A 24,770-nucleotide genomic window follows, 5' to 3' on the forward strand; every position below is an offset into this window, starting at 1 on the left:
GCCCGGCGCCCTAGTGAGTGGGCGCCGGGATGCCGCTGGTGAGCCGGTAGGCGTCGAAGACGCCCTCGACACCGCGGACCGCCTTGAGGACGTGCCCCAGGTGCTTGGGGTCGGCCATCTCGAAGGTGAACCGGCTGGTGGCGATGCGGTCGGTGTTGGTGGAGACCGTGGCCGACAGGATGTTCACGTGCTGGTCGGACAGCACGCGGGTGACGTCGGACAGCAGCCGGGCGCGGTCGAGCGCCTCGACCTGGATGGCCACCAGGAACATGCTGTTGGCCGTGGGCGCCCACTCGACCTCGACCATGCGCCCGTGCTGGCGGCGCAGGCCGTCGACGTTGACGCAGTCTTCGCGGTGCACCGACACGCCGGAGCCGCGGGTGACGAAGCCGACGATGGTGTCGCCGGGCACCGGGGTGCAACAGCGGGCCAGCTTGACCCACACGTCGGAGACGCCCTTGACGACGACGCCCGGGTCGCCGCCGCTGCGCCGCCGGGGACGGTCAGGAGTGGCCGCCTCGGCGACGTCCTCGGTGGTGCCCTCTTCGCCGCCGAGGATCTGCACCAGCTTCTGCACGATGCTCTGCGCCGAGACGTTGCCCTCGCCGACCGCCGCGTACAGCGCGGAGATGTCGGGGTAGCGCAGGTCGTCGGCGACGGCCTTGAGCGACTCTTGGCTCATCATGCGCTGCAGCGGGAGGTCCTGCTTGCGCATGGCCCGCGCGATGGCGTCCTTGCCGTGCTCGATGGCCTCTTCGCGGCGCTCCTTCGAGAACCACTGCTTGATCTTGTTGCGGGCCCGGGCGCTGGTGACGAACGTCAGCCAGTCGCGGCTCGGGCCGGCGCCCTGCGCCTTGGAGGTGAACACCTCGACGACGTCGCCGTTGTCGAGGTTGGACTCCAGCGGCACCAGCCGGCCGTTGACCCGCGCGCCGATGGTGCGGTGGCCGATGTCGGTGTGGACGGCGTAGGCGAAGTCGACCGGGGTGGCCGCGGCCGGCAGCGCGACGACGTCGCCCTTCGGGGTGAAGACGAAGACCTCGTTGGACTCCATCTCGAACCGCAGCGACTCGAGGAACTCCCCCGGGTCCTCGGTCTCCTTCTGCCAGTCGAGCAACTGGCGCAGCCAGGCCATGTCGTTGCCGGCGTTGTCGCCCGCGACGGCGTGCTTGTCGGTCTCGCGCCCGGCGTTGGAGTCTTCCTTGTACTTCCAGTGCGCGGCGATGCCGTACTCGGCCCGGCGGTGCATGGCGTGGGTGCGGATCTGCAGCTCGACCGGCTTGCCGCCCGGCCCGATGACCGTGGTGTGCAGCGACTGGTACATGTTGAACTTCGGCATGGCGATGAAGTCCTTGAACCGGCCGGGCACCGGGTTCCAGCGGGCGTGCACGATGCCCAGGACGGCGTAACAGTCGCGCACCGACTCGACCAGCACGCGGATGCCGACGAGGTCGTAGATGTCGGCGAAGTCGCGGCCGCGGACGATCATCTTCTGGTAGATCGAGTAGTAGTGCTTGGGCCGCCCGTAGACGTTGGCCTTGAGCTTCGACACCCGGAGGTCGCCCTGCACCTGGTCGATGACCGAGGCCAGGTAGTCGTCGCGCGACGGCGCCCGCTCGGCCACCAGCCGCACGATCTCGTCGTACACCTTGGGGTGCAGGGTGGCGAAGGAGAGGTCCTCGAGCTCCCACTTGATGGTGTTCATGCCCAGCCGGTGCGCCAGCGGGGCGTAGATCTCGAGCGTCTCGTGTGCCTTGCGCCGCGCCGACTCCTTCGGCACGTAGCGCCAGGTGCGGGCGTTGTGCAGGCGGTCGGCCAGCTTGATGACCAGGACGCGGATGTCCTTGGCCATGGCGATGACCATCTTGCGGACGGTCTCGGCCTGCGCGGCCTGCCCGTACTTGACCTTGTCGAGCTTGGTGACGCCGTCGACGAGCATGGCGATCTCTTCGCCGAACTCACCGCGCAGCTGGTCGAGGCCGTAGTCGGTGTCTTCGACGGTGTCGTGCAGCAGCGCCGCGGCCAGCGTGGGCGGCGTCATGCCCAGCTCGGCGAGGATGGTGGTGACCGCGAGCGGGTGGGTGATGTACGGGTCGCCGCTCTTGCGCTTCTGCCCGCTGTGGGCGCGCGCGGCGGTGCGGTAGGCGCGCTCGATGATCTCGAGGTCGGCCTTCGGGTGGTTGGCCCGGATGATCCGGAACAGCGGTTCCAGAGCGGGGTCGGACTGCTGTCGTTGCGCGGTCAGGCGGGCGAGCCTCGCCCGCACCCTGACCGGGGTCAGCGCGCCGCTGGGAACAGTCTGCTCGGCCACAGGCCCCCTTTCGTCCCGTGTGAAGGACACAACACAGTTTAGGGGGTCGCTGTTCCCGGCGGGTAACGCAGCGCCAACCCGCCGGTCAGGTGTCGCAACTCAGACCAGCAGCAGCGACTGGACGTTGACGTCGGGCAGCTTGGCCCGGCCGCCGAGGAAACCCAGCTCCATGAGGATGCCGACGCCCACGACGTCGGCGCCCGCGCCGCGGACGAGGTCGACGGTGGCGCGCACCGTACCGCCCGTGGCCAGCACGTCGTCGACGATGAGCACCCGCTCGCCGGGCTGGAACGCGTCGACGTGGACCTCGATGGTGGCCTCGCCGTACTCCAGCGCGTAACTGGCCGACGCCGTCTGCCACGGCAGCTTGCCCGCCTTGCGGATGGGCACGAAGCCGGCGCCGAGCCGGTGCGCCACCGGCGCGCCGAGGATGAACCCGCGCGCCTCGATGCCGACGACGACGTCGACCTCGTCGCCGCCGACCGCGCCCAGCAGCTCGATGGTCGTGTCGAGGGCCGCGGGGTCGCGCAGCAGCGGCGTGATGTCCTTGAACACCACGCCCGGCTCCGGCCAGTCCGGGACGTCCCGGATGCGGGAGAGCAGCAGGTCGCGGTCGGAGTCGGCGATGGCCGGCGGCTTGGTCACGAGGTCAGAGGGTATCGCGTGGACGCGCGGCGCACACCGCCCGGCTCAGCGGACGTCGTCGCCGTTCGTGCGGTCCTCGGACTTCGCCTGGGCCGGCTCGTGCGTGGGCGTGTCGTCGGCGTCGGCCGCGGTGTCGGGCACGATGTCGTCGTGGACCGGCGCGACCGGCTCCTGCGGCTGGACGACATTGGCGATGGCGCGGCGCACGTAGCGGCTGTGCACGCCGGGTGCGACCTCGAGCACGACCTCGTCGTCGTCGACCTCGACGACCGTGGCCAGCAGGCCGGCCGTCGTCATGACCTTGGTACCCGCCTGGACCGACTGCTGCAGCTCCACCATCTGGCGCCGCTGCTTCTGCTGCGGCCGGATGAGCAGGAAGTAGAAGACAGCGATCAGCAGGATCGGGAGCAGCAATGCTTCCATGATGTGGACAAGCATCCTTTCCACGGCGCCCCGAGGAGCGTGCCCGTGCGATGGCCGGCAGCCTCGGTGACCGCCGAAAGTACGAGTCTACCCGGGTCGCCGGCGAAGATTACGCCCCGTCGGCGGCCGAGAACAGATCGGGCTCGTCGAACCCGCGTCCGAACGCCGTCTGCGCGGGCACGGCCAGCCCGAGGTGCGCCCAGGCGGCCGGCGTGGCGACCCGCCCGCGCGGGGTGCGCGCCAGCAGCCCGGCCCGGACGAGGAACGGCTCGGCCACCTCCTCGACGGTCTCGCGCTCCTCGCCGACGGCGACGGCCAGCGTGCCGAGGCCGACCGGTCCCCCGCCGAAGCTCTTGCACAGCGCCGTCAGGACCGCGCGGTCGAGGCGGTCCAGCCCCAGTTCGTCGACGGCGAACACCTTCAGCGCCGCGCGGGCGACGTCGCCGCTGATGATGCCGTTGCCGCGGACCTCGGCGAAGTCGCGCACCCGGCGCAGCAGCCGGTTGGCGATGCGCGGCGTGCCGCGGGACCGGCCGGCGATCTCGCCCGTGCCGTCGCCCTTCAGCTCGACGTCGAGCAGCCCGGCCGAGCGGCGCAGCACCAGCTCGAGCTCGGCCGGCTCATACAGCTCGAGGTGGCCGGTGAACCCGAACCGGTCGCGCAGCGGCCCCGGCAGCAGCCCGGTGCGCGTCGTCGCGCCGACCAGGGTGAAATAGGGCAGTTCCAGCGGGATCGCGGTGGCGCCGGGGCCCTTGCCGACGACGACGTCGACGCGGAAGTCCTCCATGGCGGTGTAGAGCATCTCCTCCGCCGGGCGGGCCATGCGGTGGATCTCGTCGAAGAACAGCACGTCGCCCTCGTTCACCGAGGACAGGATGGCCGCGAGGTCGCCGCTGTGCTGGATGGCCGGGCCGCTGGTGATGCGCAGCGGCACCTCCATCTCGGCGGCGACGATCATCGCCAGCGTGGTCTTGCCGAGGCCGGGCGGGCCGGACAGCAGGATGTGGTCGGCGCTGCGCCCGCGCGCCCGGGCGGCGTCGAGGACCAGCGACAACTGCTCGCGTAGCCGCTCCTGCCCGACGAACTCGGCCAGCGTGCGCGGCCGCAGCGCCGCCTCGACGGTCCGCTCCTCGTGGTCGGCGTCGCCGCCCACCAGCCGGTGCACGTGGTCGTCGGGGAAGTTCATGTTCTCGCCAGACTACGCAGCGCCTTGCGCAGCAGCGCGGAGACGTCGAGGTCGCCGGCGTCGCCGTTGAGGTCGGTGGCGACGGTGTCGACGGCGCGGTCGGCCTCGCGGGCGGACCAGCCGAGGCCGAGCAGCGCCTCGTGCACCTGGACCTGCCAGCCGCCGGCGCCGGGAGCCGGTGCGGACGGGACGGCGGCCAGCGACGGGCCGGAGCCGGGCATGCCGAGCTTGTCCTTGAGCTCGATGACGATGCGCTGGGCGCCCTTCTTGCCGATGCCGGGCACCTTCGTCAGCGCGACGAGGTCCTCGGTGGCGACGGCGCGGCGCAGGTCGTCGGGCGAGTGCACCGACAGCATGGCCTGCGCGAGCCGCGGCCCGACGCCGCTGGCGGTCTGCAGCAGCTCGAACACCGTCTTCTCGTCCTCGTCGGCGAAGCCGTACAGCGTGAGCGACTCTTCCCGGACGACGAGGCTGGCGGCCAGCTGGGCGACCTCGCCGAGCCGCAGCGCCGACGTGGTGGCCGGTGTGCAGTGCAGCGCCAGCCCGATGCCGCCGACGTCGACGACGGCCTCCGTCGGGCGCACCACCGTGACCTGGCCACGGACGTAAGCGATCACCGTCGTCCCCTCCCCGCCGCGGCGACCGCGGCCTGCAGCCGGTTCTGCGCGGACCCGCGCCACACCTGGCAGATCGCCAGCGCCAGCGCGTCGCTGGCGTCGGCCGGCTTGGGCGCGGCGTCGAGCCGCAGCAGCCGCGTGACCATGAACGCGACCTGCGCCTTGTCGGCCTGGCCGCTGCCGCTGACGGCGGCCTTCACCTCGCTGGGCGTGTGCGTGATGACGGGGATGCCGTGGCGCGCCGCGACCAGTGTCGCGACGCCGCTGGCCTGCGCCGTGCCCATGACGGTGCGGACGTTGTGCTGGCTGAACACCCGCTCGACGGCGACGGTGTCGGGCCGGTGCTCGGCCACCCACTGCTCGACGGCCGTCTCGATGGCCAGCAGCCGGTGCCCCAGCTCGGCGTCGGCGGGCGTGCGGACGACGTCGACGGCCACGAGGCGCAGCGGCCGCCCGGGCGACCCCTCGACGACGCCGAGACCGCACCGCGTGAGCCCAGGATCGACCCCCAACACCCTCATGCAGCACCCTTCACCGAACACCAGTTCGGTGCCGACCCTACCGGCGGGTGTTGCGCGGACGCCGCAGGCGCGCCGTCAGCCGACCGCCGCCATGACGTCGTCGGAGACGTCGAAGTTGGCCCACACGTTCTGCACGTCGTCGCTGTCTTCGAGGGCGTCGATGAGCCGGAAGATCTTCCGGGCGCCGTCCTCGTCGAGCGGGACACTGACCGACGGGATGAACGACGACTCGGCCGAGTCGTAGTCGAGGCCGGCCTGCTGCACGGCGGTGCGGACGGCGACGAGGTCGGTGGCCTCGCTGCGGATCTCGAACGCCTCGCCGAGATCCTCGACGTCCTCGGCGCCGGCGTCGAGCACGACCTCGAGCAGGTCGTCCTCGGTGACCTTGCGGCCGCCCTCCTGCTCGGTCGGCACGACGACGACGCCCTTGCGGTCGAACATGTACGAGACCGAGCCGGGATCGGCCATGGAGCCGCCGTTGCGGGTCATGGCCACGCGGACCTCGGACGCGGCGCGGTTGCGGTTGTCGGTGAGACACTCGATGAGCACCGCGACGCCGTTGGGGCCGTAGCCCTCGTACATGATGGTCTGGTATTCGGCCCCGCCGCCCTCGGCGCCGGAGCCGCGCTTGACGGCGCGGTCGATGTTGTCGTTGGGGACCGACGACTTCTTCGCCTTCTGGATGGCGTCGTAGAGCGTCGGGTTCCCTGCCGGGTCGCCGCCGCCGGTACGGGCCGCCACCTCGACGTTCTTGATCAGCTTGGCGAAGAGCTTGCCCCGCTTCGCGTCGACGAGGGCCTTCTTGTGCTTGGTGGTCGCCCACTTGGAGTGGCCGGACATAAGGGGTCAAGCCTCCTTCACGATGTCGAGGAAGAGCGCGTGCACACGCGCGTCCGCGGTCAGTTCCGGGTGGAAGGACGTGGCCAGGAGCCGTCCCTGCCGGACCGCGACGATAGTACCGGGGGTGGCGTCGTCGGCCGAGGCGACGCGGGCGAGGATCTCGACTCCGTCGCCGACTTTCTCGACCCACGGCGCCCGGATGAACACCGCGTGCAGCGGGTCGGCGCCGAGTGCCGGGAAGTCGAGGTCGGCCTCGAAGGAGTCGACCTGGCGGCCGAACGCGTTGCGGCGCACCGTGATGTCCATGCCGCCGACGGTCTCTTGGCCGGCCACGCCGCCCTCGATGCGGTCGGCGAGCAGGATCATGCCGGCGCACGAACCGTAGGCCGGCATGCCGGCGGCGATGCGCCGGCGCAGCGGTTCGAGCAGCCCGAACGTCCTGGCCAGCCGCCACATGGTGGTGGACTCGCCGCCGGGCAGCACGAGCGCGTCGACGGCGGCCAGCTCGGCCGGCGTGCGCACCGGCGTGCTCGTGGCGCCGGCGTCGGCCAGCATGCGCTGATGTTCGCGGACGTCGCCCTGCAGGGCCAGGACGCCCACGGTGGGCTGGGTCACGGTGCGCCTTTCGTTCGGGTCCGGCGGTCGATTTTACCGCCCGCGGCGTCAGTCGACCTCATGCCGCACACCGTCCCAGCCACTGTCCTGCAGACCGCGGACGAGCGACGGCAGCGCCGGCGGGTAGAACGGCTCCCCCAGCGCGGCGATCTCGTCGGCCGTGCACCAGCGCAGTTCCGTGACCGACGCCCGCTCGATGTCGGTCCACCCGGACCCGTCGACGTCGGTGGCGCCGGTCAGCCGGGCGTAGAACAGCACCTCGTCCTGGCGGTACGGCCGGCCCAGGAAGCTGAAGAACGCGGTGCGGGCCGCGACCGGGCCGGACAGTTCGTCCGGCTCGACCCGCAGCCCGCTCTCCTCGAACAGTTCCCGGATGGCGCCGGCCCGCTCGTCCTCGCCCGGTTCCAGCCCGCCGCCCGGGGTGATCCACCAGACGTTCGACGGGTCGGCCGGGTCGAAGCCGCGCATCAGCAGCACCCGCCCGGCGTCGTCGAGGACGATCACCCGGGCGGCGTGCCTGATTTCGGGCTGCGCCGCCGTCACCAGCCGCGTTCGGCCAGCCGGTGCGGCTCGGGCACGTCGGCGACGTTGATGCCGACCATGGCCTCGCCGAGGCCGCGCGACACCTTCGCCAGCGTGTCGGGGTCGTTGTAGAACGTGGTGGCCTTGACGATGGCCTCGGCCCGGCGGGCGGGGTCGCCGGACTTGAAGATGCCCGACCCCACGAACACGCCTTCGGCGCCCAGCTGCATCATCATGGCGGCGTCGGCCGGGGTGGCGATGCCGCCGGCGGTGAACAGCACCACCGGGAGCTTGCCGGCCTGCGCGACCTCCTTGACGAGGTCGAACGGCGCCTGCAGCTCCTTCGCGGCCACGTACAGCTCGTCCTCGGGCAGCGACGCCAGCCGGGTGATCTGGTCGCGCAGCTGACGCATGTGCGTCGTCGCGTTCGACACGTCGCCGGTGCCGGCCTCGCCCTTCGAGCGGATCATGGCCGCGCCCTCGGCGATGCGGCGCAGCGCCTCACCCAGGTTCGTCGCCCCGCACACGAACGGCACGGTGAACTTCCACTTGTCGATGTGGTGCTCGTAGTCGGCCGGCGTGAGCACCTCGGACTCGTCGATGTAGTCGACCCCCAGGCTCTGCAGCACCTGCGCCTCGACGAAGTGCCCGATGCGGGCCTTCGCCATGACCGGGATCGACACCGCGTCGATGATGCCGTCGATGAGGTCGGGGTCGCTCATGCGCGCCACCCCACCCTGCGCGCGGATGTCGGCCGGCACCCGCTCGAGCGCCATGACGGCGACGGCGCCGGCGTCTTCGGCGATGCGGGCCTGCTCGGGCGTGACCACGTCCATGATCACGCCACCCTTGAGCATCTCGGCCATGCCGCGCTTCACCCGGCCGGTACCGACGGTGGACTGCGTCTCTTCGGACACTGCTGCTCGTACCCCATGAGTCGACGGAGTGGTGGACAGCACCATGGTACGTCCTCGGAGGTGACACCCTCGCGCCCGATTCCGGCCAGTGGACCCGGCCCGCTTCGCGCCACTCGGCTACGACCCGCCATGATCATCCACCTTTCGTGCTGCTATACCAACGCAAAAGGTGGATGAAACCCGCAAGCGGCCAGCGGACCGGGACCAGCAGCGAAGCCGGTAGCCGAACCACGCGCGGCCAGACGGCGGCCAGCGGAGCGAGAGCCGAGCGAGGAGGAGAGCCGGGCCCATTGTTCGGCCGGCCCCCTGACGCTGCTTGAAGGGGGGCGCGGGCGGCCGGGTCAAGCGGTCCCCCGTCGCGCGAAGCGCCAATGGGTCCGCTTGAGGCGGCCGCCCGCGCCCCCGACCATCGAGAGCAGCAGGGGGCAGGCCAACGCGGCAGATCAAAGCCAACGCGAGCCCGCGCCAGCTGAGAACCGACCTACTCCGAGGCCAACCCCCGCGGCACCGTGTCGTCGAGCTCGACGGTCTCCGGCATGGGCGCATAGCCGGCCAGCCGCAGCCACCGCACGAACGCCTTCCGCCGCAGCCGGACCGCGCCCCGCACCAGCTCGTTGTGGAACCGCCGCGCATGCGCCGCCCGCCGGCAAGCCATCGCCAGGTCCTCCAGCGCGGCTTCGGCGGCTGGGTCGGACCGCAACGGCTCCAGGTCGGCGGGGTCGTCCAGGACGGCCGTCAGCACCGCGGTCAGATCGCTCTCCGCCTGGTACCGCTCGGCCCCCTCGTCGGCGGTCCGGGCCCGCGAGGCCGCGTCGGCCAGGGCGACGGAGGTCGCGGGGTCCAGCAGGCCGGCGGTGGCGAGGTCCAGCACCGACCCGGACCGGCGCAGCAGCTCGGCGTCCAGCACGGCCCGCGACGCGGCGAGCCGGGCGTGGCGGCGGTCCAGGCGGCCCGCCGTCCAGGACAGGTAGACGCCCAGGGCGGCGAGCACCGCGATGGTGATGAACAGCCATTCCCAGTTCACGGCAGCCCCGGCAGCTTGAAGGTGTGCCCGCCGGACCCTACGGCGACGGCCATCTCGTAGACGGCCAGCACCTCGTCGGCGACCCGCGACCAGTCGTAGCGGCGCACGCCCAGCGACGCGGCCGCCCGGTACCGGGCCCGCCGCGCGGGGTCGCCGAGCAGCGCGATCGCCTCGTCGGCCAGCGCGGACGAGTCGCCGACGGGGACCAGCGCACCCAGGCGCCCGCCGTCCAGCACGGCCTGGAACGCCTCGAGGTCGCTGGACAGCACCGGCGCGCCGGCCGCCATGGCCTCGGCCAGGACGATGCCGAACGACTCGCCGCCGATGTGCGGCGCGACGTAGATGTCGCTGCTGGCCAGCATGGCCGCCTTGTCGTCGTCGCTGACGCCGCCCAGGAACTCGACGGCGTCGCGGTGCCGGGGCTCGATGCCGCGGCGGATGTCGTCGATCTCGCCCCGGCCGGCCACCAGCAGCCGCGCCTTCGGGAACGCGTCGTGGATCGCCGGCCACGCCTTGAGCAGCACCTGCAGGCCCTTGCGCGGCTCGTCCAGCCGCCCGAGGAACGACAGCGTCCCGTCCCCCGACCGCCACTCCTCGCGGACGGGCACGGCGAACCGGTCGACGAAGAGCCCGTTCGGGATGAGGACGGCGTCGACGCCGAGGTGCTGGACGACGGTGCGCCGGGCCTCCTCGGAGACGGCGATGTGGGCGGTGAACTTCTCGAACGCCGACTTCAGGAGGCCCTGGGCCGCGCTCATCGCCCGCGACCGCCGCATCGCCGAGTGCGACGTCGCGACGATCGGCACCTCGGCCCACAGCGTCGTGATCAGGCCCAGCGACAGCGACGCCGGCTCGTGCACGTGCACGACGTCGAAGTCGCCGTCCAGCAGCCAGCGGCGCACCCGCGCGGCGATGCGCGGCCCGAACGCGACCCGCGCCACCGACCCGTTGTACGGGATCGCCAGCGGCCGCCCGACGGTGGTGACGTACGGCGGCAGGTCGTCGTCGTCCTCGCCGGGCGCCAGGACGGAGACCTTGTGCCCGCGGGAGGTCAGCTCCTCGGTGAAGTCGCGGATGTGCACCTGGACGCCGCCCGGGACGTCCCACGAGTACGGGCAGGCGATGCCGACCTTCACGGCGCCACCTGCTGGGGCCGCCGCCGCGGGTCGTTGATGTCGAGGTCGGACAGGAACAGCCGCTGGGTCATGTGCCAGTCCTCGGGGTTGGCCCGGATGCCGACCTCGAAGGCGTCGGCGATCCGCTGCGTCATCGTCGCCAGCCGCTCGCCGCGCTCCTCCGGCGGGTCGATCGGCTCGTGGAACCGGATGACCAGCCGGTGCTCCGGCTCGCGGCCCTCGTAGGACAGCGTGACGGGGATCAGCGGCGCCCCGGTGCGCAGCGCCAGCATCGCGCTGCCGGCCGGCATCCGGGTCGGCTCGCCGAACAGGGTGACGGGGACGCCGCGGCGTGACAGGTCCCGTTCGGCCGGCAGGCACACGAGGCCGCCGCGGTTCAGGTGCTCGGCCAGCGCGCTCATGACGCCGTCGCCGCCCAGCGGGTGCACCGTCATGCCCAGTGCCTCGCGGTAGGTGACGAACCGCTCGTACAGCGCCTCCGGGCGCAGCCGCTCGGCCACCGTCGCCAGCGGGGCGCCGGTGAGGCAGGCCCACGCGCCGGCCCAGTCCCAGTTGCCCATGTGCGGCAGCGGGACGACGACGCCGCGGCCGGCGGCCAGGGCGTCGCGCAGCCGGTACTCGTCGACGACGCGCACGCGGTCGAGGATGCGCTCGTGGCTCCACTCGGACATGCGGAAGGCGTCGCACCAGTACCGCATGTACGAGCGGGCGCCCAGGCGGGTCAGCTCGCGCAGCTCGTCGGGGGTGTACTTGTCGACGCGGGCGAGGTTCTGCTCCAGCCGCCGCACCGAGGGGCTGCCGCGGCGCCAGAAGAAGTCGGCGATGGTCCGGAACGAGCGGTACGCGGCCCGCTCCGGCATGTGCTGCACCGCCTTCCAGCCGGTGCTGTAGAGCCACAGCTGGCGACGGTCGCCGAACGCACTCACTCCAGGGCCGCCTGCCGCCGCACGGTGTCGACGCGGTGCCACACGGTCCACGCGCTGGCCGCCGTCAGGGCCCACAGCAGCACCTCGAGCACCACGACGGGGAGGTCGAGCAGGCCGACCAGCCCGGTGACGACGAGGATGGCGACCAGCCGGTCGGCCCGCTCGGCGATGCCGCCGCTGGCGGTGTAGCCCAGGCTCTCGGCCCGCGCCCTCGCGTACGAGACGACGGCGCCCAGCGTCAGGCAGGCGATCAGCAGCGCCACCATGCGCAGGTTGTCGCCGTCGCCGGCGAACCACATCGCCAGCCCGCCGAAGATCGCGGCGTCACCGAAGCGGTCCAGCGTGGAGTCGAGGAACGCCCCCCACTTGCTGGTACGACCCTGCAGCCGCGCCATGATGCCGTCGAGGTTGTCGAAGAACACGAACGCCGTGATGAACAGCGTTCCCCAGAGGAACTCGCCCTGCGGGTAGAAGATCAGCGCACCGGCGACCACGCCGAGGGTGCCGATGACCGTCACCGCATCCGGGCCGAGCCCCAGTCGCAGCATCCCGCGCGCCGCAGGGGTCAGGATGCGGGTCGAGTAGACCCGGGTGTACTTGTCGAGCATCGCCCGTCCGTTCGACTCCAGTCCGAAACCGGCCCGCTGGTTGAGCGGCACCCGGCGCCGCCATGCTACTGGCGATATGCCGATCACCCTTGCGCATCCACGCCTCCGGCAGCAAAGTGGCCATCACCACATCTACGAACCGCGGCGGCGCAACGAGGCGCTGGAACCGCCGGGCCGCGCGTCGCCTGCGAGGCAGGAGGCTGGCGCATGGCGGCACGGCACCAGACGGGAGAACAGTCCGACGCCGGAGGCGTACCTCCGGCCGACGGGGTCGACGTCCGCAACGTCGCGCTCGTCGGCCCGACGTCCTCCGGCAAGACCACGCTGGTCGAGGCCCTTCTCGTCGCGTCCGGGACGATCCACCGGGCCGGACGGGTCGAGGACGGCACCACCGTGAGCGACCACGACGAGAGCGAGATCCGCCAGCAGCGGTCGGTCGGTCTCGCGCTCGCCCCGCTGCTGCACGAGCAGACGAAGATCAACCTGCTGGACACCCCGGGGTACGCCGATTTCGTCGGCGACCTTCGGGCCGGGCTGCGCGGCGCCGACTGCGCCCTGTTCGTCGTCTCGACCGCGGAACCCATCGACGGCACGACGCGGCTGCTCTGGGCCGAGTGCGAGGCGGTCCGCATGCCGCGCGCCGTCGTCCTCACCAAGCTCGACCACCCCCGCTCCGACTACGCCGGCACGCTGGCCGCCATCCGCGACGGCTTCGGCGACAAGGTGCTGCCGCTCTACCTGCCCAGCGGGACGGACGCGCTGGTCGGCCTGCTCAGCGAGCAGGTCTTCGGCTACGACGGCGGCCGCCGCGCCGCGCGGGACCCGTCGGAGGCCGAGGCGGTGCTGCTGGAGGAGGCCCGCGGCGAGCTGATCGAGGGGATCATCGAGGAGTCCGAGGACGAGTCCCTGATGGACCGCTACCTCGGCGGCGAGCACATCGAGCTGAAGGTGCTGGTCGACGACCTCGAGCGGGCGGTCGCGCGGGCGTCGTTCCACCCGGTCATCCCGGTCTGCGCCGCGTCCGGCCTGGGCACGCAGGAGCTGCTCGAGGTCATCGCCGGCGGCTTCCCCTCCCCCGCCGAACACCCGTTGCCCGAGGTCACGACGGTGACGGGCACGCCGCGCGACGGCATCGCCGCCGACCCGGCCGGCCCGCTGCTGGCCGAGGTGGTCAAGACCACGTCCGACCCGTACGTCGGCCGCGTCAGCCTGGTCCGGGTGTTCTCCGGCACGCTGCGCCCCGACGCGACGGTGCACGTCTCCGGCCACTTCCTGGCCGACCGCGGCCACGAGGAGCACGACGAGGACGAGCGCATCGGCGCGCTGTCCTGCCCGCTCGGCAAGACCCAGCGGCCGGTCGCCGAGGCGCACGCCGGCGACATCGTCGCGATCGCCAAGCTGTCGCGGGCCGAGACCGGCGACACGCTGTCGGCGAAGGACGACCCGCTGCTCATGCGGCCGTGGACGATGCCCGAGCCGCTGCTGCCGTTCGCGATCGTCCCGTCCGCCAAGGCCGACGAGGACAAGCTGGTGCTGGGGCTGTCCCGGCTGGTGGCGGAGGACCCGACGCTGCGGGTGGAGAACAACGGCGAGACGCACCAGCTGGTGCTGTGGACGATGGGTGAGGCGCACGCCGACCTCGTCCTGGACCGGCTGCGGGCCCGTCACGGCGTCCACGTCGACACCGTCGCGCTGCGGGTGCCGCTGCGCGAGACGCTGGCCGGCAAGGCGAACGGCCGCGGCCGCCACGTCAAGCAGTCCGGCGGGCACGGCCAATACGCCGTCTGCGAGATCGAGGTCGAGCCGCTCCCCGAGGGCGGCGGCTTCGAGTTCGTCGACAAGGTCGTCGGCGGCTCCGTCCCGCGCCAGTTCATCCCCTCGGTCGAGAAGGGCGTGCGGGCGCAGATGGAGCGTGGCACCGTCGCCGGCTACCCGATGGTCGACATCAAGGTCACGCTGTACGACGGCAAGGCGCACAGCGTCGACTCGTCCGACATGGCCTTCCAGACCGCGGGCGGGCTGGCGCTGCGCGAGGCGGCGTCGGCGGCCGGGGTGAGCCTGCTGGAGCCGGTCGACGAGATCGCCGTCATGATCCCGGACGACTACGTGGGCGCCGTCATGGGCGACCTCGCCGGACGGCGCGGCCGCGTGCTCGGCACCGACACGGTCGGCGCCGGTCGGACGGTGGTGCGCGCCGACGTGCCGCAGACGGAGATCGTCCGGTATGCCATCGACCTGCGCGCCATGAGCCACGGCACCGGCACGTTCACCAGGCGTTACGCCCGCTACGAACCGATGCCACACAACCTCGCCGCCAAGGTGACGGCGGACGGACCCTAGGTGAAGACACGGCCGGCCCGCTGCCCACCGGGAGTACTGTTCCGGCGCGGTGACTTCAGCGCCAACTGTTGGCACGGGTGTCACCCCGCCGCACGCGGGCGCCTCCTCCCAACGCCATCACTTCCGACCACCACTCACGATCAACAGGACTCACTCATCTTGGCCTAGGTCGTCGTCGCCCGGCGGACGAAGTCGGCGAGGTCGGCGCTCTGGCGCAGCCGGCTGGGTTCGTGAACGTACATCATGTGGCCGGCCTCGTAGTAGCGGCGCTCGATGTTGTCCTGCAGCCCGGCCGGGAGGTTCAGGTGCGCGAGGTCGTCCTCGGCGCAGGAGAACGGCGTGGCGCCGTCGTAGTAGCCGAAGGCGACGTGGACGCGCAGGTGCGGGTTCTGCCGCATGGCGCGCGAGAGGCGGTCGAGCACGGACACCGACGCGTTCTCGAACTCCTTGTAGCTCCACTTGCCGATGACGTCGCGGCCGAACACGTGGAACGGGGAGGTGTCCTCGATGCCGAGCTCGGCGCGGGCGTAGTGCTGGTACGCCGTCGCGTACGGGCCGAGGATGGCGTCCATGGACGGGTCGGCGTCCATGCCGTCGGCGATGCCGTCGCCGGCCGGTCCGGTGAACCGGGAGTCGAGGCGGCCGACGCTCAGGCCGTCGGCGCGGCGCAGCTCGGTGAAGTAGCGCCAGTGCTCGAGGCGCAGGTCGGCCCGCGACACGTAGTCCTCGCCGACCCCGGTGAGGCGGGCCAGCGTGGCGACGGCGTCGGCGCGCTCCTCGGCGCTGAGCCGGGACCCGCGGGCCAGCACGTAGAGGTAGTCGCGGGCGGCGTACCGCTCGGCCTCGGCGACGACGTCGCGCAGCTCACGGCCCGGGTGTTTGCCGTGGTAGTGGGCGGTCGCGGCGTAGAACGGCAGGAACCGCGCGTAGGCGTGGTCGTTGCCCTCCTTGAAGTCGTGCACGCCGAAGTTGAGGACGCAGGAGATCAGCATGAGCCCGTTGAGGTACATGCCGGTGCTCTGCAGGTGCTGGGCCAGCGCCGACGCGCGGGTGGTGCCGTACGACTCCCCCGCCAGCAGCTTGGGCGAGAGCCAGCGCCCCTCGGCGGTGACCCACTGGCGGATGATCTCGCCGACGGACTCGATGTCCGCGCTGAACCCGTGGAAGTCGCCCGCCTTCTCGCCGTCGACGACGCGGGAGCGGCCGGTCGACACGGGGTCGATGAAGACGAGGTCGCTGACGGTGAGCAGCGACTCGGGGTTGTCGGTCAGCCCGTACGGCGGCGGCGCGAGGTCGCCGACGTCGCCCATGACGACGCGGCGCGGCCCCAGCACGCCGAGGTGCAGCCACACGCTGGCCGAGCCCGGTCCGCCGTTGAACGCGAAGGTCACCGGCCGGGTGCCCGGATCGGCGTCGTCGAGGGTGTACGCCGTCAGGCCGACCTGGGCGCGCGGCCGGCGGCCCTTCCACACGTCGTCCTCGACCTTGTCCTCCCACAGCACGACACGGCCGGCCTTGGCCGTGTAGTGCAGCGGGCCGTCCGGGGTGTCGAGGACGTGCTGGCTCGTGACCAGCTCGTCCTCGAGGTGCTTGGCGGCGTTGTCGGCTGCGGGCTTGGACTCGGCATCGCTCACAGCCGCCGACCCTATCGGCGTGGGTGCACGAACGGTGCGTGCAGGTGCGCGGTGGCGAGCACCGCGTTCCTGCGCTCGGCCCGCCGCAGCAGCGACCGCCGGCTCGCGCGGGCCGTTTCCTGGTCGTCCTCCAGCGCGTACGCGACGTCCGGGTCGGCCAGCTGCACGGCATGCACCAGGACGTCACCGGTGATGATCACCTCCTCGCCCGGCCCGTCGACGAGCACGGACTGGTGCCCGACGGTGTGCCCGGGCGTCGGCACGGCCAGCACACGCTCGCCGCGGCGACCGGCCGGCAGCCGCGCCGGCCCGCGCACCTGGTGCAACCGGCCGGTGCGCAGCAGCGGTTCGACGACGTAGCCCCAGACGACGCTCTCGGGGTCGCCGGCGAGGTGGTCGACCTCGTCGCGCTGGACGACGTACCTGGCGTCGGGGAACATCGGCGTCCCGTCCGGCCCGACGGCCCAGCCGACGTGGTCCTCGTGCAGGTGGGTCAGCACCACCAGGTCGACGTCGCCGGCGGCGATGCCCGCCTCGGCGAGCGCCCGGGGCAGCCGGCCCGGCACCGGCGCCCAGCCCGCCGCCGGGCTCCCGGCCGGTCCGACGCCGCTGTCCACGAGCATGACCCGTCCCGACGGGCGCCGGACGGCGTAGCAGTGGAAGTCGAGGTGCCAGCGGCCGTCGTCGCCGAACGCCGCCGGGTCGATCGCCCGCGCCGCGGCCCAGTCGGCGTCGGTGGCGTCGGGGAACATCTGCGTCCAGGCGGCGGGGAACGGCCCGGACGCGTCGAGCAGGGCGATCACCTCCAGCCCGCCCACCTGGCGGCGGGCCGCGGACGAGACCCGCCGGCCACTCGGGCCGGCGCTCGCCGTCACCTGTGCCGCGGCGGTCAGCCCCGCCCCGAGCGCGGCGACCACGAACGGACGCCTGCCGATGCCGCGGTGCTGGCCCGGCCGGCCGGATGCGGTGGGGTCGGACATGATGCCTCCCTGGTCCGTGGGGTGGTGGCGGTGCCGTGACAGAGTCGACCAGGCGGGCCTATGGCCCGGCCACTGATTCGACGATCATCGAAAGCCGAGGTGCCCGCGTGCTCGGGATCGCACTGGACGCGCCGCGCCTGGCCCTGACCAGGTTCGCGCTGCCGAAGCTGGCCGAGCTGCTGAACGCCGCCGAGGTCCTCGTTCACCCGGGCCGGGCGCCGTACGCGCGGCACTGGGTGGCCGACACCGCACGCCGGGTCGACCGCGACCGCGTCGGCGTCCTGCTCGCGCTGGCCGAGGAGGCCACCTGGTACGTCCCGGACTTCCTCGCTCCGGTTCCGGCCGGGTACGAGACCAGCATCGAGGACGAACTGCACGCCGTGGCGACGGCGCCGGCCGGCCGGGTCCGGCGCGAGCTCGCGCTCGCCTTCCGGCCGGACCCGCCGGAGCAGCCGGACCCGTTCGCGCAGCTCGGCGGGGTCATCGGCGACCCTCGCCGCGCCCTCCCCGCGCCCGTCGCCGCCATCGTCGAGCGGCAGGGCGTGGACGAGTTGTGCCGTTGTCTCGCCGGCCAGTTGGAGTGGTTCTGGCACGCCGCGCTGGCGCCGCTGTGGCCGTCGGTGCGTGCGGTGAACGACGCCGACGTGCGTGAGCACGCGTTCGAGGCGGCCGGCCGCGGCCTGGGTTCCGTCGTGGAACTGCTGGACCCGCGGCTGACCTGGGACGGCGCGCGGGTCGTGCTCCGGCGGCCGTACGACCTGACGTTCGACCCGCCCGGCGGCGTGGTGCTGGCGCCGTCGGCGTTCCTGCCGCACCCGGCGGTCTGGCACGGCTGGAGCGGTACCGCGATGCTCGGGTACCCGGCGCTGCGCCGGGGGCGGGTGTGGACGGGCCCGGACGCGCCGGCGCCGGCGACGCGGCTGTTCGGCGACGGCTGGGCCCGGCTGCTGTCCGACCTCGGCGTCGCCCGGACCACCAGCGAGCTCGCCGCCCGGCAGCGGCTGGCGCCGTCGACGGTCTCGTACCACCTGGCCAGGCTGCACCGCACCGGCCTGGTGCGGCGGCGCCGTCAGGGCCGACGTGTGCTCTACGAACGGACCGACCGGGCCACCGAGACCATGAGGGCGCTCGGCCTCACCGACGACTGAGCGCCCGCGGGCCGGCTACTCGGGCCAGGACGACGCCAGCAGCGCGCGGGTGTCGGCCAGCAGCTGCGGCATGATCTTGGTGTTGTCGAGGACGGTCATGAAGTTGGCGTCGCCGCTCCACCGCGGCACCACGTGCTGGTGCAGGTGGGCCGAGAGCGAGCCGCCGGCCACGCCGCCGAGGTTGAGGCCGACGTTGAAGCCGTGCGGGGCCGACGCCGCCTTCACCGCGCGGACGGCGTCCTGCGTCATCGACGTCAGCTCCCGCGACTCGTCGTCGGTGAGCGTCTCGAACTCGCCGGTGTGCCGGTACGGGACGACCATGAGGTGGCCCGGGTTGTACGGGTGAAGGTTCAGCACCGCGTACGCCGTGCGCCCACGGTGCAGGATCAGCCCGTCCTCGTCGGACTTGCGCGGGATGGCGCACAGCGGGCAGCCGTCGTCGTCGCTGCCGTTGCCGGGCTCGCCGGTGATGTACGCCATGCGATACGGCGTCCACAGCCGTTCCAGGCGGTCGGCCTCCGGCACCGGTCAGACCTGCACGCGGCGACGGACGGCGTCGACGATCTCGGCCACCGCGTCGTCGACCGGCACGCCGTTCTTCTGGCTGCCGTCGCGGTAGCGGAACGAGACCGCGTCCTTCGCGACGTCGTCGTCGCCCGCGATGAGCATGAACGGGATCTTCTGCTTCTGCGCGTTGCGGATCTTCTTCTGCATGCGGTCGTCGGAGTCGTCGACCTCGACCCGGATGCCGGCCTCGGCCAGCTTCGCCGCAACCGTCGCGAGGTACGGGACGTGCTCGTCGGCGATGGGGATGCCGACCGCCTGCACCGGCGCCAGCCAGGGCGGGAACGCGCCGGCGTAGTGCTCGACCAGCACGCCGATGAACCGCTCGATGGAGCCGAACTTCGCCGAGTGGATCATGACCGGCTGCTGCCGGGTGCCGTCGGCGGCCTGGTACTCCAGCTCGAACCGGGCCGGCTGGTTGAAGTCGAGCTGGATGGTGGACATCTGCCAGGTGCGGCCGATGGCGTCGCGGGTCTGTACCGAGATCTTCGGGCCGTAGTAGGCGGCGCCGCCGGGGTCGGGGACCAGCTCGAGACCGGAGGCCCGGCCGACCTCCTCGAGCGTGCGGGTGGCCTGCTCCCACTGCTCGTCGGTGCCGATGAACTTGTCGGACTCGGGGTCGCGGGTGGACAGCTCGAGGTAGTAGTCGTCCAGGCCGAAGTCCTTGAGCAGGCCCAGGACGAAGTTCAGCAGGTGGGTGATCTCGCCGGCCGCCTGCTCCTGCGTGACGTAGGAGTGGGAGTCGTCCTGCGTCATGCCGCGCACGCGGGTGAGGCCGTGCACCACGCCGGACTTCTCGAACCGGTACACCGAGCCGAACTCGAACAACCGCAGCGGCAACTCGCGGTACGACCGCCCGCGGGAGCGGAAGATCAGGTTGTGCATGGGGCAGTTCATCGCCTTGAGGTAGTACGAGCTGCCCTCCAGCTCCATGGGCGGGAACATGCCGTCGGCGTAGTAGGGCAGGTGCCCGGACGTCTCGAACAGGCCCTGCTTGGAGATGTGCGGCGTGCCGACGTACTGGAAGCCCTCCTCCAGGTGCCGGCGGCGGACGTAGTCCTCCATCTCGCGCTTGATGACGCCGCCCTTGGGGTGGAACACCGGCAGGCCGGAGCCGAGCTCGTCGGGGAAGCTGTAGAGGTCGAGCTCGCGGCCCAGCTTGCGGTGGTCGCGCCGCTCGGCCTCGGCGAGGCGCTCAAGGTAGGCCTTGAGGGCGTCGCGGCTCTCCCAGGCGGTGCCGTAGATGCGCTGCAGCTGCGGGTTCTTCTCGCTGCCCCGCCAGTAGGCGGCGGCCACGCGCATGAGCTTGAACGCCGGGATGTTCCGCGTGGTCGGCAGGTGCGGGCCGCGGCAGAGGTCCTTCCAGGCCAGCTCGCCGTCGGGCCTGACGTTGTCGTAGATGGTCAGCTCGGCGCCGCCGACCTCGGCGGACGCGCCCTCGGCGGCCTGCTCGGCGGCGCCGCCCTTGAGGCCGATCAGCTCGAGCTTGTACGGCTCGGCGGCGAGTTCGACCCGCGCGTCGTCGTCGCTGATCGGGCGGCGGACGAACGACTGCCGCTCCTTGACGATCTGCTGCATCTTCTTCTCGATGCTCTTGAGATCGTCGGGGGTGAACGGCTCGGCGACGTCGAAGTCGTAGTAGAAGCCGTTCTCGACCGGCGGGCCGATGCCCAGCTTGGCCTCGGGGTGCAGCTCCTGCACCGCCTGCGCCATGACGTGCGCCGTCGAGTGCCGCAGGATGTCGCGGCCGTCCTTGGAGTCGACGGCCACCGGCTCGACGTCGTCGCCGTCGGCCAGCACCCGGGCGAGGTCGACGAGCGAGCCGCCGACGCGCGCGGCGATCACCGTGGCGTCGTCGGCGAACAGCTCGGCCGCCGTCGTGCCCGCATCGACCTGTCGCTCGCTTCCGGCGACGGCAATACGGATCTGTTCGGACACGACGTGCTCCTCGGTGTGGGGTGGTTCTGGCCGGGTCGATGGTAGCGGTTAGAGGCGGGCCGTGATCGCGCGCGCCAGGCGTTGCGGCGCGCCCGGCGACGTGGCCAGGAAGAGGCTGGGCTCGGTCAGTTCCACTTCGAGGATGACGGGCGCGCCGTCGGGGCCCGGAATGGTGTCGACGCGGGCGTACAGCAGGGTGTCGCTGCCCGGGATGGCGTCGAGGGCGCGCCGGGCCAGCTCGCGCTCGGCGTCCGTCGGCTCGCGCGGCTCGATCTGCTCGCTCCACAGCGGCTTGCCGTCGCGGAGGTCGGGCCCGTCGAGCAGGGCGCCCTTGCGGATGGCGTGGCTGAACACGCCGCCGAGGTGCAGCATGGCGGTCTCGCCCGCGGTGTCGACGGCGCTGAGGTAGGGCTGCAGCATGACGGTGGACCCGCGCGCCAGCAGCTTCTGCACCTGGGTCTCGGCGAGGGCCCGCTGCGCCGCGTCGGCGAGGTCGTAGCGGCCGGTGTCGGCAGAGCCCGCGCTGACCGACGGCTTCACGACGTACTCGCCGCTGTCCGGCAGCGCCGTGGCGTCGCCCGGCGTCAGCCAGCTGGTCGGGACGACCGGCAGCCCAGCGGCGGCCAGCTCGCGCAGGTACACCTTGTCGGTGTTCCACTCGACGACCTTCGCCGGGTTCAGCAGCCGCGGGACGGAGTGCGTCCAGGCCAGGAACTGCTCGCGGCGGCGCGCGTAGTCCCACGGGTTGCGCAGCACGACGAGGTCGTACCCCGCCCAGTCGACGGCGGGGTCGTCCCACACCGGCGTCTCGACGTCGACGCCGAGCGCGCGCAGCGGCTCGACCGCCAGCTGGTCGTCGGTGTCCAGCTCTGGCAGTTCGGCGCAGGTGACCAGGGCGACGCGGGGCATGGGCGCTCCTTCCGGTGTCTTCGCAGGCGACAGCCCCGACGATACCTGTCGATACTGACACCGCTCACTCGTCGGCGTCGGCCGCTCCCAGGGCGGCGCGGGCGGCGGCCACCGCGTCCTGCTCGGCCCGCTCCCCCAGCGGCCCGCCGGTGTCGCCGTCCACCAGATAGAAGACGTCGATCGCCTCGGACCCGAGCGTCCCGACGACCGCGGACCGGATGTCGACGGCCGCGCCGCTGAGCGCCGTCGCCAGCCGGTGCAGCAGCCCGGGCTCGTCGTGCGCGCGCACCTCCAGAACCGTCGCGTCTGCCGACACGTCGCGCAGCAGTTGCACCTGGGGCCGGGCGTGCTGGATGACCCGGCCGCGCCACTCGGCCGCGCGGGCCGCCAGCCGCGTCGTCAGGTCCAGGTGGCCGGCCAGCGCCCGGGCGACGTCCTCGCGCAACCGCACCCCGTCCGGCCCCTCGCCGCGACGCGCCACCACCTGCCACACCTGCACGACGGCGTCGCCGGCGGTGTGCGCGCGCGCCGACCTGACGTCGAGCCGGTGCAGCGCCAGCACGCCCGCGACCACGCCCAGCACCCCCGACCCCCTCCCCGCGACGACGGTGACCGTCGCCAGCCCCGCCCCGTCCTCGTCCGGCGGCGCCACCTCGACCGCCAGCCCCGTGCCGACTGGCCGCATGGCCTCGGCCGCGGGCCAGGCTCCGTCCCCGTCGGCCGGATGGGTGCCGGCCGCCGACCCGGTCCTGGCCCCGTTCCCGTCGGCCGACGCCGGAGGCTCGTCCGCGCGCGCCGTGGTAGGTATGACCCGCCCCTCTAGGGAGGGTGCCCACCCTACGGGCGGGCACCGACACACTCCCGCCGACGCCGCCTCCCCCGCCAACGCCGTCTCTCCCGCCAACGGCACCGGCATCGGCACCGACGACGTCGCCACCGCAGCCGAGGCGTCGGGCGCGAGGGCGCGCCGGGTCCGCTCGACAAGGTCGCCGACGAGGCGGGAGCGCAGCGGCGTCCACGCGACCGGCCCCGCCGCCGTGGCGTCCGCCTCCGTCAGGCAGGCGAGCAGCTCCAGGAACTCCCGCGTCCGCACCGCCTCGACCACCGTCGCGAGCGTCGCGGGGTCGTCCGGGTCGCGACGGGTGGCGGTCTCCGGCAGCAGCAGGTGGTGCCGGACCAGCCGGCCGAGCGTCGTGGCATCCGCCTCAGACAGCCCGATCCGCTGCCCGAGGGACGCGGCGATCGGCGATCCCGCCACCGAGTGGTCGCCGGGCACGCCCTTGCCGAGGTCGTGGACGACCGCCGCGAGCAGCAGCAGGTCCGGCCGCGCCACCCGGCGGGTCAGCCGCGACGCGACGACGGCGGTCTCGACCAGGTGACGGTCGACGGTGTGCCGGTGGACGGGTGTGCGGGTGGCGCGGTACCGGATCCGCTCCCACTCCGGGAACCACCGAACGACCAGCCCGGCCGCCTCCAGCGCGTCCCACACCGGCACCGTTCCCGGCCCGGCGCCCAGCAGGCTGACCAGCGCGTCCAGCGCCGCCGGCGGCCACGGCTCGGGCAGCGGCGGGCACTCGGCGATCAGCCGGGCCAGCGTCCGCGGCCCCGGGACCAGCCCGGCCTGCGCCGCCGCCGCGGCGGCCCGCAAGGGCAGGACGGCGTCGCGGGCGGGGTCGGCGCCGCGGGCCAGCACGGCCTCGCCGTCGTACTCGTCGACGCCGTCGGCGAGGGGGCGGCGAACGAGGGGGCGGCGCCGTCCGCGCCGCTTCAGCCCGGCCAGCGTCCGTTCGACGTCGCGCCAGGTGACGTCCGAGGCGTACGCGATCGCCCGGCCGGCCTCGGCGACGCGGCGCAGCAGCAGGTCCGCGTCGGGCAGGCCGAGCCGCACCGCGACGTCGTCCTGGTTCTCGAACAGCAGCCGGTCCTGACGCCGCCCGGTCGTGCGGTGCAGCGCGTCGCGCACCGTCAGCAGCCACTGCCGGGCGAGGTCGACGCCGGCGGTGCGGGGACGGTCGGCGATCCACGACGCCGTGACGGCCCGCAGCGCCAGCGTGTCGCGCAACCCGCCGTAGGCCTGGACGAGGTCCGGCTCCAGCAGATGTGCCAGTTCGCCCACGCTCGCGGCCCGCGAGCGGCACATCGCGGCCAGTTCCGGCAGCCGGACGGCGGCCTGCCTGCGCCAGCCGTCGCGGACCCCGGCCCGCAGCTCGTCCGTCAGCTCCTCGTCGCCGGCCACGTGCCGGGCGTCGATCAGCCCGAGCGCCGCCTTCAGGTCCGACCCGGCGACGGACAGCGCCTCGCCGGGGGTGCGCACCGAGTGGTCCAGCGCCAGCCCGGCGTCCCACACCGGGTAGAAGACGGCGTCGGCGACGGCGGCCGGGTCGCCGCGGCCGGTGACCAGCAGCAGCACGTCGAGGTCGCTGCCGGGCAGCAGCTCGCGCCGTCCGTACCCGCCGACGGCGACCAGCGCATACCCCTGCCGCGCGGCGGCCGGGACGTCCGCGAACACCCGGGCCAGCCAGCCGTCGGCCAGCTCGGACAGCGTCGCGGCCCGCTGCGCCGCGCCGAGGCGGTCGTCGTCGACGATCGCCCGGCGCAGCGCGACGAACCGGTCGGTGGTGGCGCTCAGAGCGCGTCCGGCCCGGTCTCCCCGGTGCGGACGCGGATGACCGCCTCGGCCGGCGTGACCCAGATCTTGCCGTCGCCGATCTTGCCGGTCCGGGCCGCCTCGGCGACGACACCCAGCACCTGGTCGACGTCGAAGTCGTCGACCAGCACCTCCAGCCGCACCTTCGGGACCAGGTCGACGGTGTACTCCGCGCCCCGGTAGACCTCGGTGTGGCCCTTCTGCCGGCCGTAGCCGCTGGCCTCGGTGACTGTCATGCCGTTGACGCCGAACGCCTCCAGCGCCTTGCGGACCTCGTCCAGCTTGAACGGCTTGATGACGGCGGTGACGAGCTTCATGC

Annotated in this window: 23 protein-coding genes; 2 read left to right on the top strand and 21 right to left on the bottom strand. The window is 73.0% G+C overall.

Annotated features, from left to right (window positions below):
- Positions 1-10 precede the first annotated feature (10 nt).
- The 14 genes from BLV02_RS14920 to pgsA all read right to left on the bottom strand — a co-directional run bounded on the left by BLV02_RS14920 (position 11) and on the right by pgsA (position 12,291).
- A complete protein-coding gene (locus tag BLV02_RS14920) occupies positions 11-2,311 on the bottom strand; it encodes a RelA/SpoT family protein (protein WP_069111893.1) in 2,301 nt (766 codons plus the stop codon).
- A gap of 99 nt (positions 2,312-2,410) precedes the next feature.
- Entirely contained in the window at positions 2,411-2,956 is a 546-nt protein-coding gene (locus BLV02_RS14925; protein WP_245737730.1) for an adenine phosphoribosyltransferase, read from the bottom strand.
- A 45-nt stretch (positions 2,957-3,001) separates the two neighbouring features.
- A complete protein-coding gene (gene yajC / locus BLV02_RS14930) occupies positions 3,002-3,379 on the bottom strand; it encodes a preprotein translocase subunit YajC (RefSeq protein ID WP_216094252.1) in 378 nt (125 codons plus the stop codon).
- Between the two features lie 109 nt (positions 3,380-3,488).
- Complete coding sequence (ruvB, locus tag BLV02_RS14935) at positions 3,489-4,565, bottom strand: Holliday junction branch migration DNA helicase RuvB (protein WP_069111890.1); 1,077 nt, start codon at positions 4,563-4,565, stop codon at positions 3,489-3,491.
- Positions 4,562-5,182, bottom strand: coding sequence for a Holliday junction branch migration protein RuvA (gene ruvA / locus BLV02_RS14940; protein WP_069111889.1), 621 nt, complete (start codon positions 5,180-5,182; stop codon positions 4,562-4,564). Before ruvA ends, ruvB begins: the two co-directional genes overlap by 4 nt.
- Positions 5,179-5,703, bottom strand: a complete 525-nt coding sequence (ruvC, locus tag BLV02_RS14945; RefSeq protein WP_069111888.1) for a crossover junction endodeoxyribonuclease RuvC — start codon at positions 5,701-5,703, stop codon at positions 5,179-5,181. Before ruvC ends, ruvA begins: the two co-directional genes overlap by 4 nt.
- A 75-nt stretch (positions 5,704-5,778) precedes the next feature.
- Entirely contained in the window at positions 5,779-6,543 is a 765-nt protein-coding gene (locus BLV02_RS14950; RefSeq protein ID WP_069111887.1) for a YebC/PmpR family DNA-binding transcriptional regulator, read from the bottom strand.
- Positions 6,544-6,549: 6 nt separating this feature from the next.
- Positions 6,550-7,098 carry a pyridoxal 5'-phosphate synthase glutaminase subunit PdxT gene (gene pdxT, locus BLV02_RS14955; RefSeq protein ID WP_216094265.1) on the bottom strand — a complete coding sequence of 183 codons (549 nt, stop codon included), beginning with the start codon at positions 7,096-7,098 and terminating at the stop codon, positions 6,550-6,552.
- A 108-nt stretch (positions 7,099-7,206) separates the two neighbouring features.
- The gene (locus BLV02_RS14960; RefSeq protein WP_216094251.1) at positions 7,207-7,701 is read right to left on the bottom strand and encodes an NUDIX hydrolase; all 495 of its coding nucleotides are present in this window, start codon (positions 7,699-7,701) and stop codon (positions 7,207-7,209) included.
- Positions 7,698-8,642, bottom strand: coding sequence for a pyridoxal 5'-phosphate synthase lyase subunit PdxS (gene pdxS, locus BLV02_RS14965; RefSeq protein ID WP_141711612.1), 945 nt, complete (start codon positions 8,640-8,642; stop codon positions 7,698-7,700). The genes BLV02_RS14960 and pdxS overlap by 4 nt, the downstream gene beginning before the upstream one ends.
- Positions 8,643-9,078: 436 nt before the next feature.
- Entirely contained in the window at positions 9,079-9,621 is a 543-nt protein-coding gene (locus BLV02_RS14970) for a hypothetical protein (RefSeq protein ID WP_069111884.1), read from the bottom strand.
- Complete coding sequence (locus BLV02_RS14975) at positions 9,618-10,757, bottom strand: glycosyltransferase family 4 protein (protein ID WP_069111883.1); 1,140 nt, start codon at positions 10,755-10,757, stop codon at positions 9,618-9,620. The genes BLV02_RS14970 and BLV02_RS14975 overlap by 4 nt, the downstream gene beginning before the upstream one ends.
- A complete protein-coding gene (locus tag BLV02_RS14980; RefSeq protein ID WP_069111882.1) occupies positions 10,754-11,683 on the bottom strand; it encodes a phosphatidylinositol mannoside acyltransferase in 930 nt (309 codons plus the stop codon). Before BLV02_RS14980 ends, BLV02_RS14975 begins: the two co-directional genes overlap by 4 nt.
- Positions 11,680-12,291 (bottom strand): phosphatidylinositol phosphate synthase, encoded by a 612-nt coding sequence (pgsA, locus tag BLV02_RS14985; RefSeq protein ID WP_069111989.1) that lies wholly within the window; start codon positions 12,289-12,291, stop codon positions 11,680-11,682. Before pgsA ends, BLV02_RS14980 begins: the two co-directional genes overlap by 4 nt.
- A 207-nt stretch (positions 12,292-12,498) precedes the next feature.
- Between pgsA and BLV02_RS14990 the strand changes: the two genes are divergently transcribed.
- Complete coding sequence (locus BLV02_RS14990) at positions 12,499-14,631, top strand: elongation factor G-like protein EF-G2 (RefSeq protein WP_069111881.1); 2,133 nt, start codon at positions 12,499-12,501, stop codon at positions 14,629-14,631.
- A gap of 164 nt (positions 14,632-14,795) precedes the next feature.
- Here BLV02_RS14990 and BLV02_RS14995 read toward each other — a convergent pair whose 3' ends face one another.
- Positions 14,796-16,265, bottom strand: coding sequence for a S10 family peptidase (locus tag BLV02_RS14995; RefSeq protein WP_069111880.1), 1,470 nt, complete (start codon positions 16,263-16,265; stop codon positions 14,796-14,798).
- Positions 16,266-16,276: 11 nt separating this feature from the next.
- Positions 16,277-17,245: an MBL fold metallo-hydrolase gene (locus tag BLV02_RS15000; protein WP_083288710.1), complete on the bottom strand. Its 969-nt coding sequence runs from the start codon at positions 17,243-17,245 to the stop codon at positions 16,277-16,279.
- A 107-nt stretch (positions 17,246-17,352) separates the two neighbouring features.
- Here BLV02_RS15000 and BLV02_RS15005 point away from each other — a divergent pair, with 107 nt between their 5' ends.
- The gene (locus BLV02_RS15005) at positions 17,353-18,393 is read left to right on the top strand and encodes an ArsR family transcriptional regulator (RefSeq protein ID WP_069111879.1); all 1,041 of its coding nucleotides are present in this window, start codon (positions 17,353-17,355) and stop codon (positions 18,391-18,393) included.
- Positions 18,394-18,408: 15 nt separating this feature from the next.
- On the opposite strand, the gene BLV02_RS15010 is transcribed toward BLV02_RS15005, so the two are convergent.
- The 5 genes from BLV02_RS15010 to BLV02_RS15030 all read right to left on the bottom strand — a co-directional run bounded on the left by BLV02_RS15010 (position 18,409) and on the right by BLV02_RS15030 (position 24,768).
- Positions 18,409-18,873: an HIT domain-containing protein gene (locus BLV02_RS15010; protein WP_083288735.1), complete on the bottom strand. Its 465-nt coding sequence runs from the start codon at positions 18,871-18,873 to the stop codon at positions 18,409-18,411.
- Positions 18,874-18,921: 48 nt separating this feature from the next.
- Complete coding sequence (gene thrS, locus BLV02_RS15015) at positions 18,922-20,895, bottom strand: threonine--tRNA ligase (protein ID WP_069111877.1); 1,974 nt, start codon at positions 20,893-20,895, stop codon at positions 18,922-18,924.
- A gap of 48 nt (positions 20,896-20,943) precedes the next feature.
- Complete coding sequence (locus tag BLV02_RS15020) at positions 20,944-21,804, bottom strand: ATP-grasp domain-containing protein (RefSeq protein WP_069111876.1); 861 nt, start codon at positions 21,802-21,804, stop codon at positions 20,944-20,946.
- 64 nt (positions 21,805-21,868) lie between these two features.
- Entirely contained in the window at positions 21,869-24,433 is a 2,565-nt protein-coding gene (locus BLV02_RS37175) for a [protein-PII] uridylyltransferase (RefSeq protein ID WP_069111875.1), read from the bottom strand.
- Positions 24,430-24,768, bottom strand: coding sequence for a P-II family nitrogen regulator (locus tag BLV02_RS15030; protein ID WP_053202047.1), 339 nt, complete (start codon positions 24,766-24,768; stop codon positions 24,430-24,432). Before BLV02_RS15030 ends, BLV02_RS37175 begins: the two co-directional genes overlap by 4 nt.
- Positions 24,769-24,770: the final 2 nt, after the last annotated feature.

Source organism: Jiangella alba (assembly GCF_900106035.1).
Taxonomy (GTDB): domain Bacteria; phylum Actinomycetota; class Actinomycetes; order Jiangellales; family Jiangellaceae; genus Jiangella; species Jiangella alba.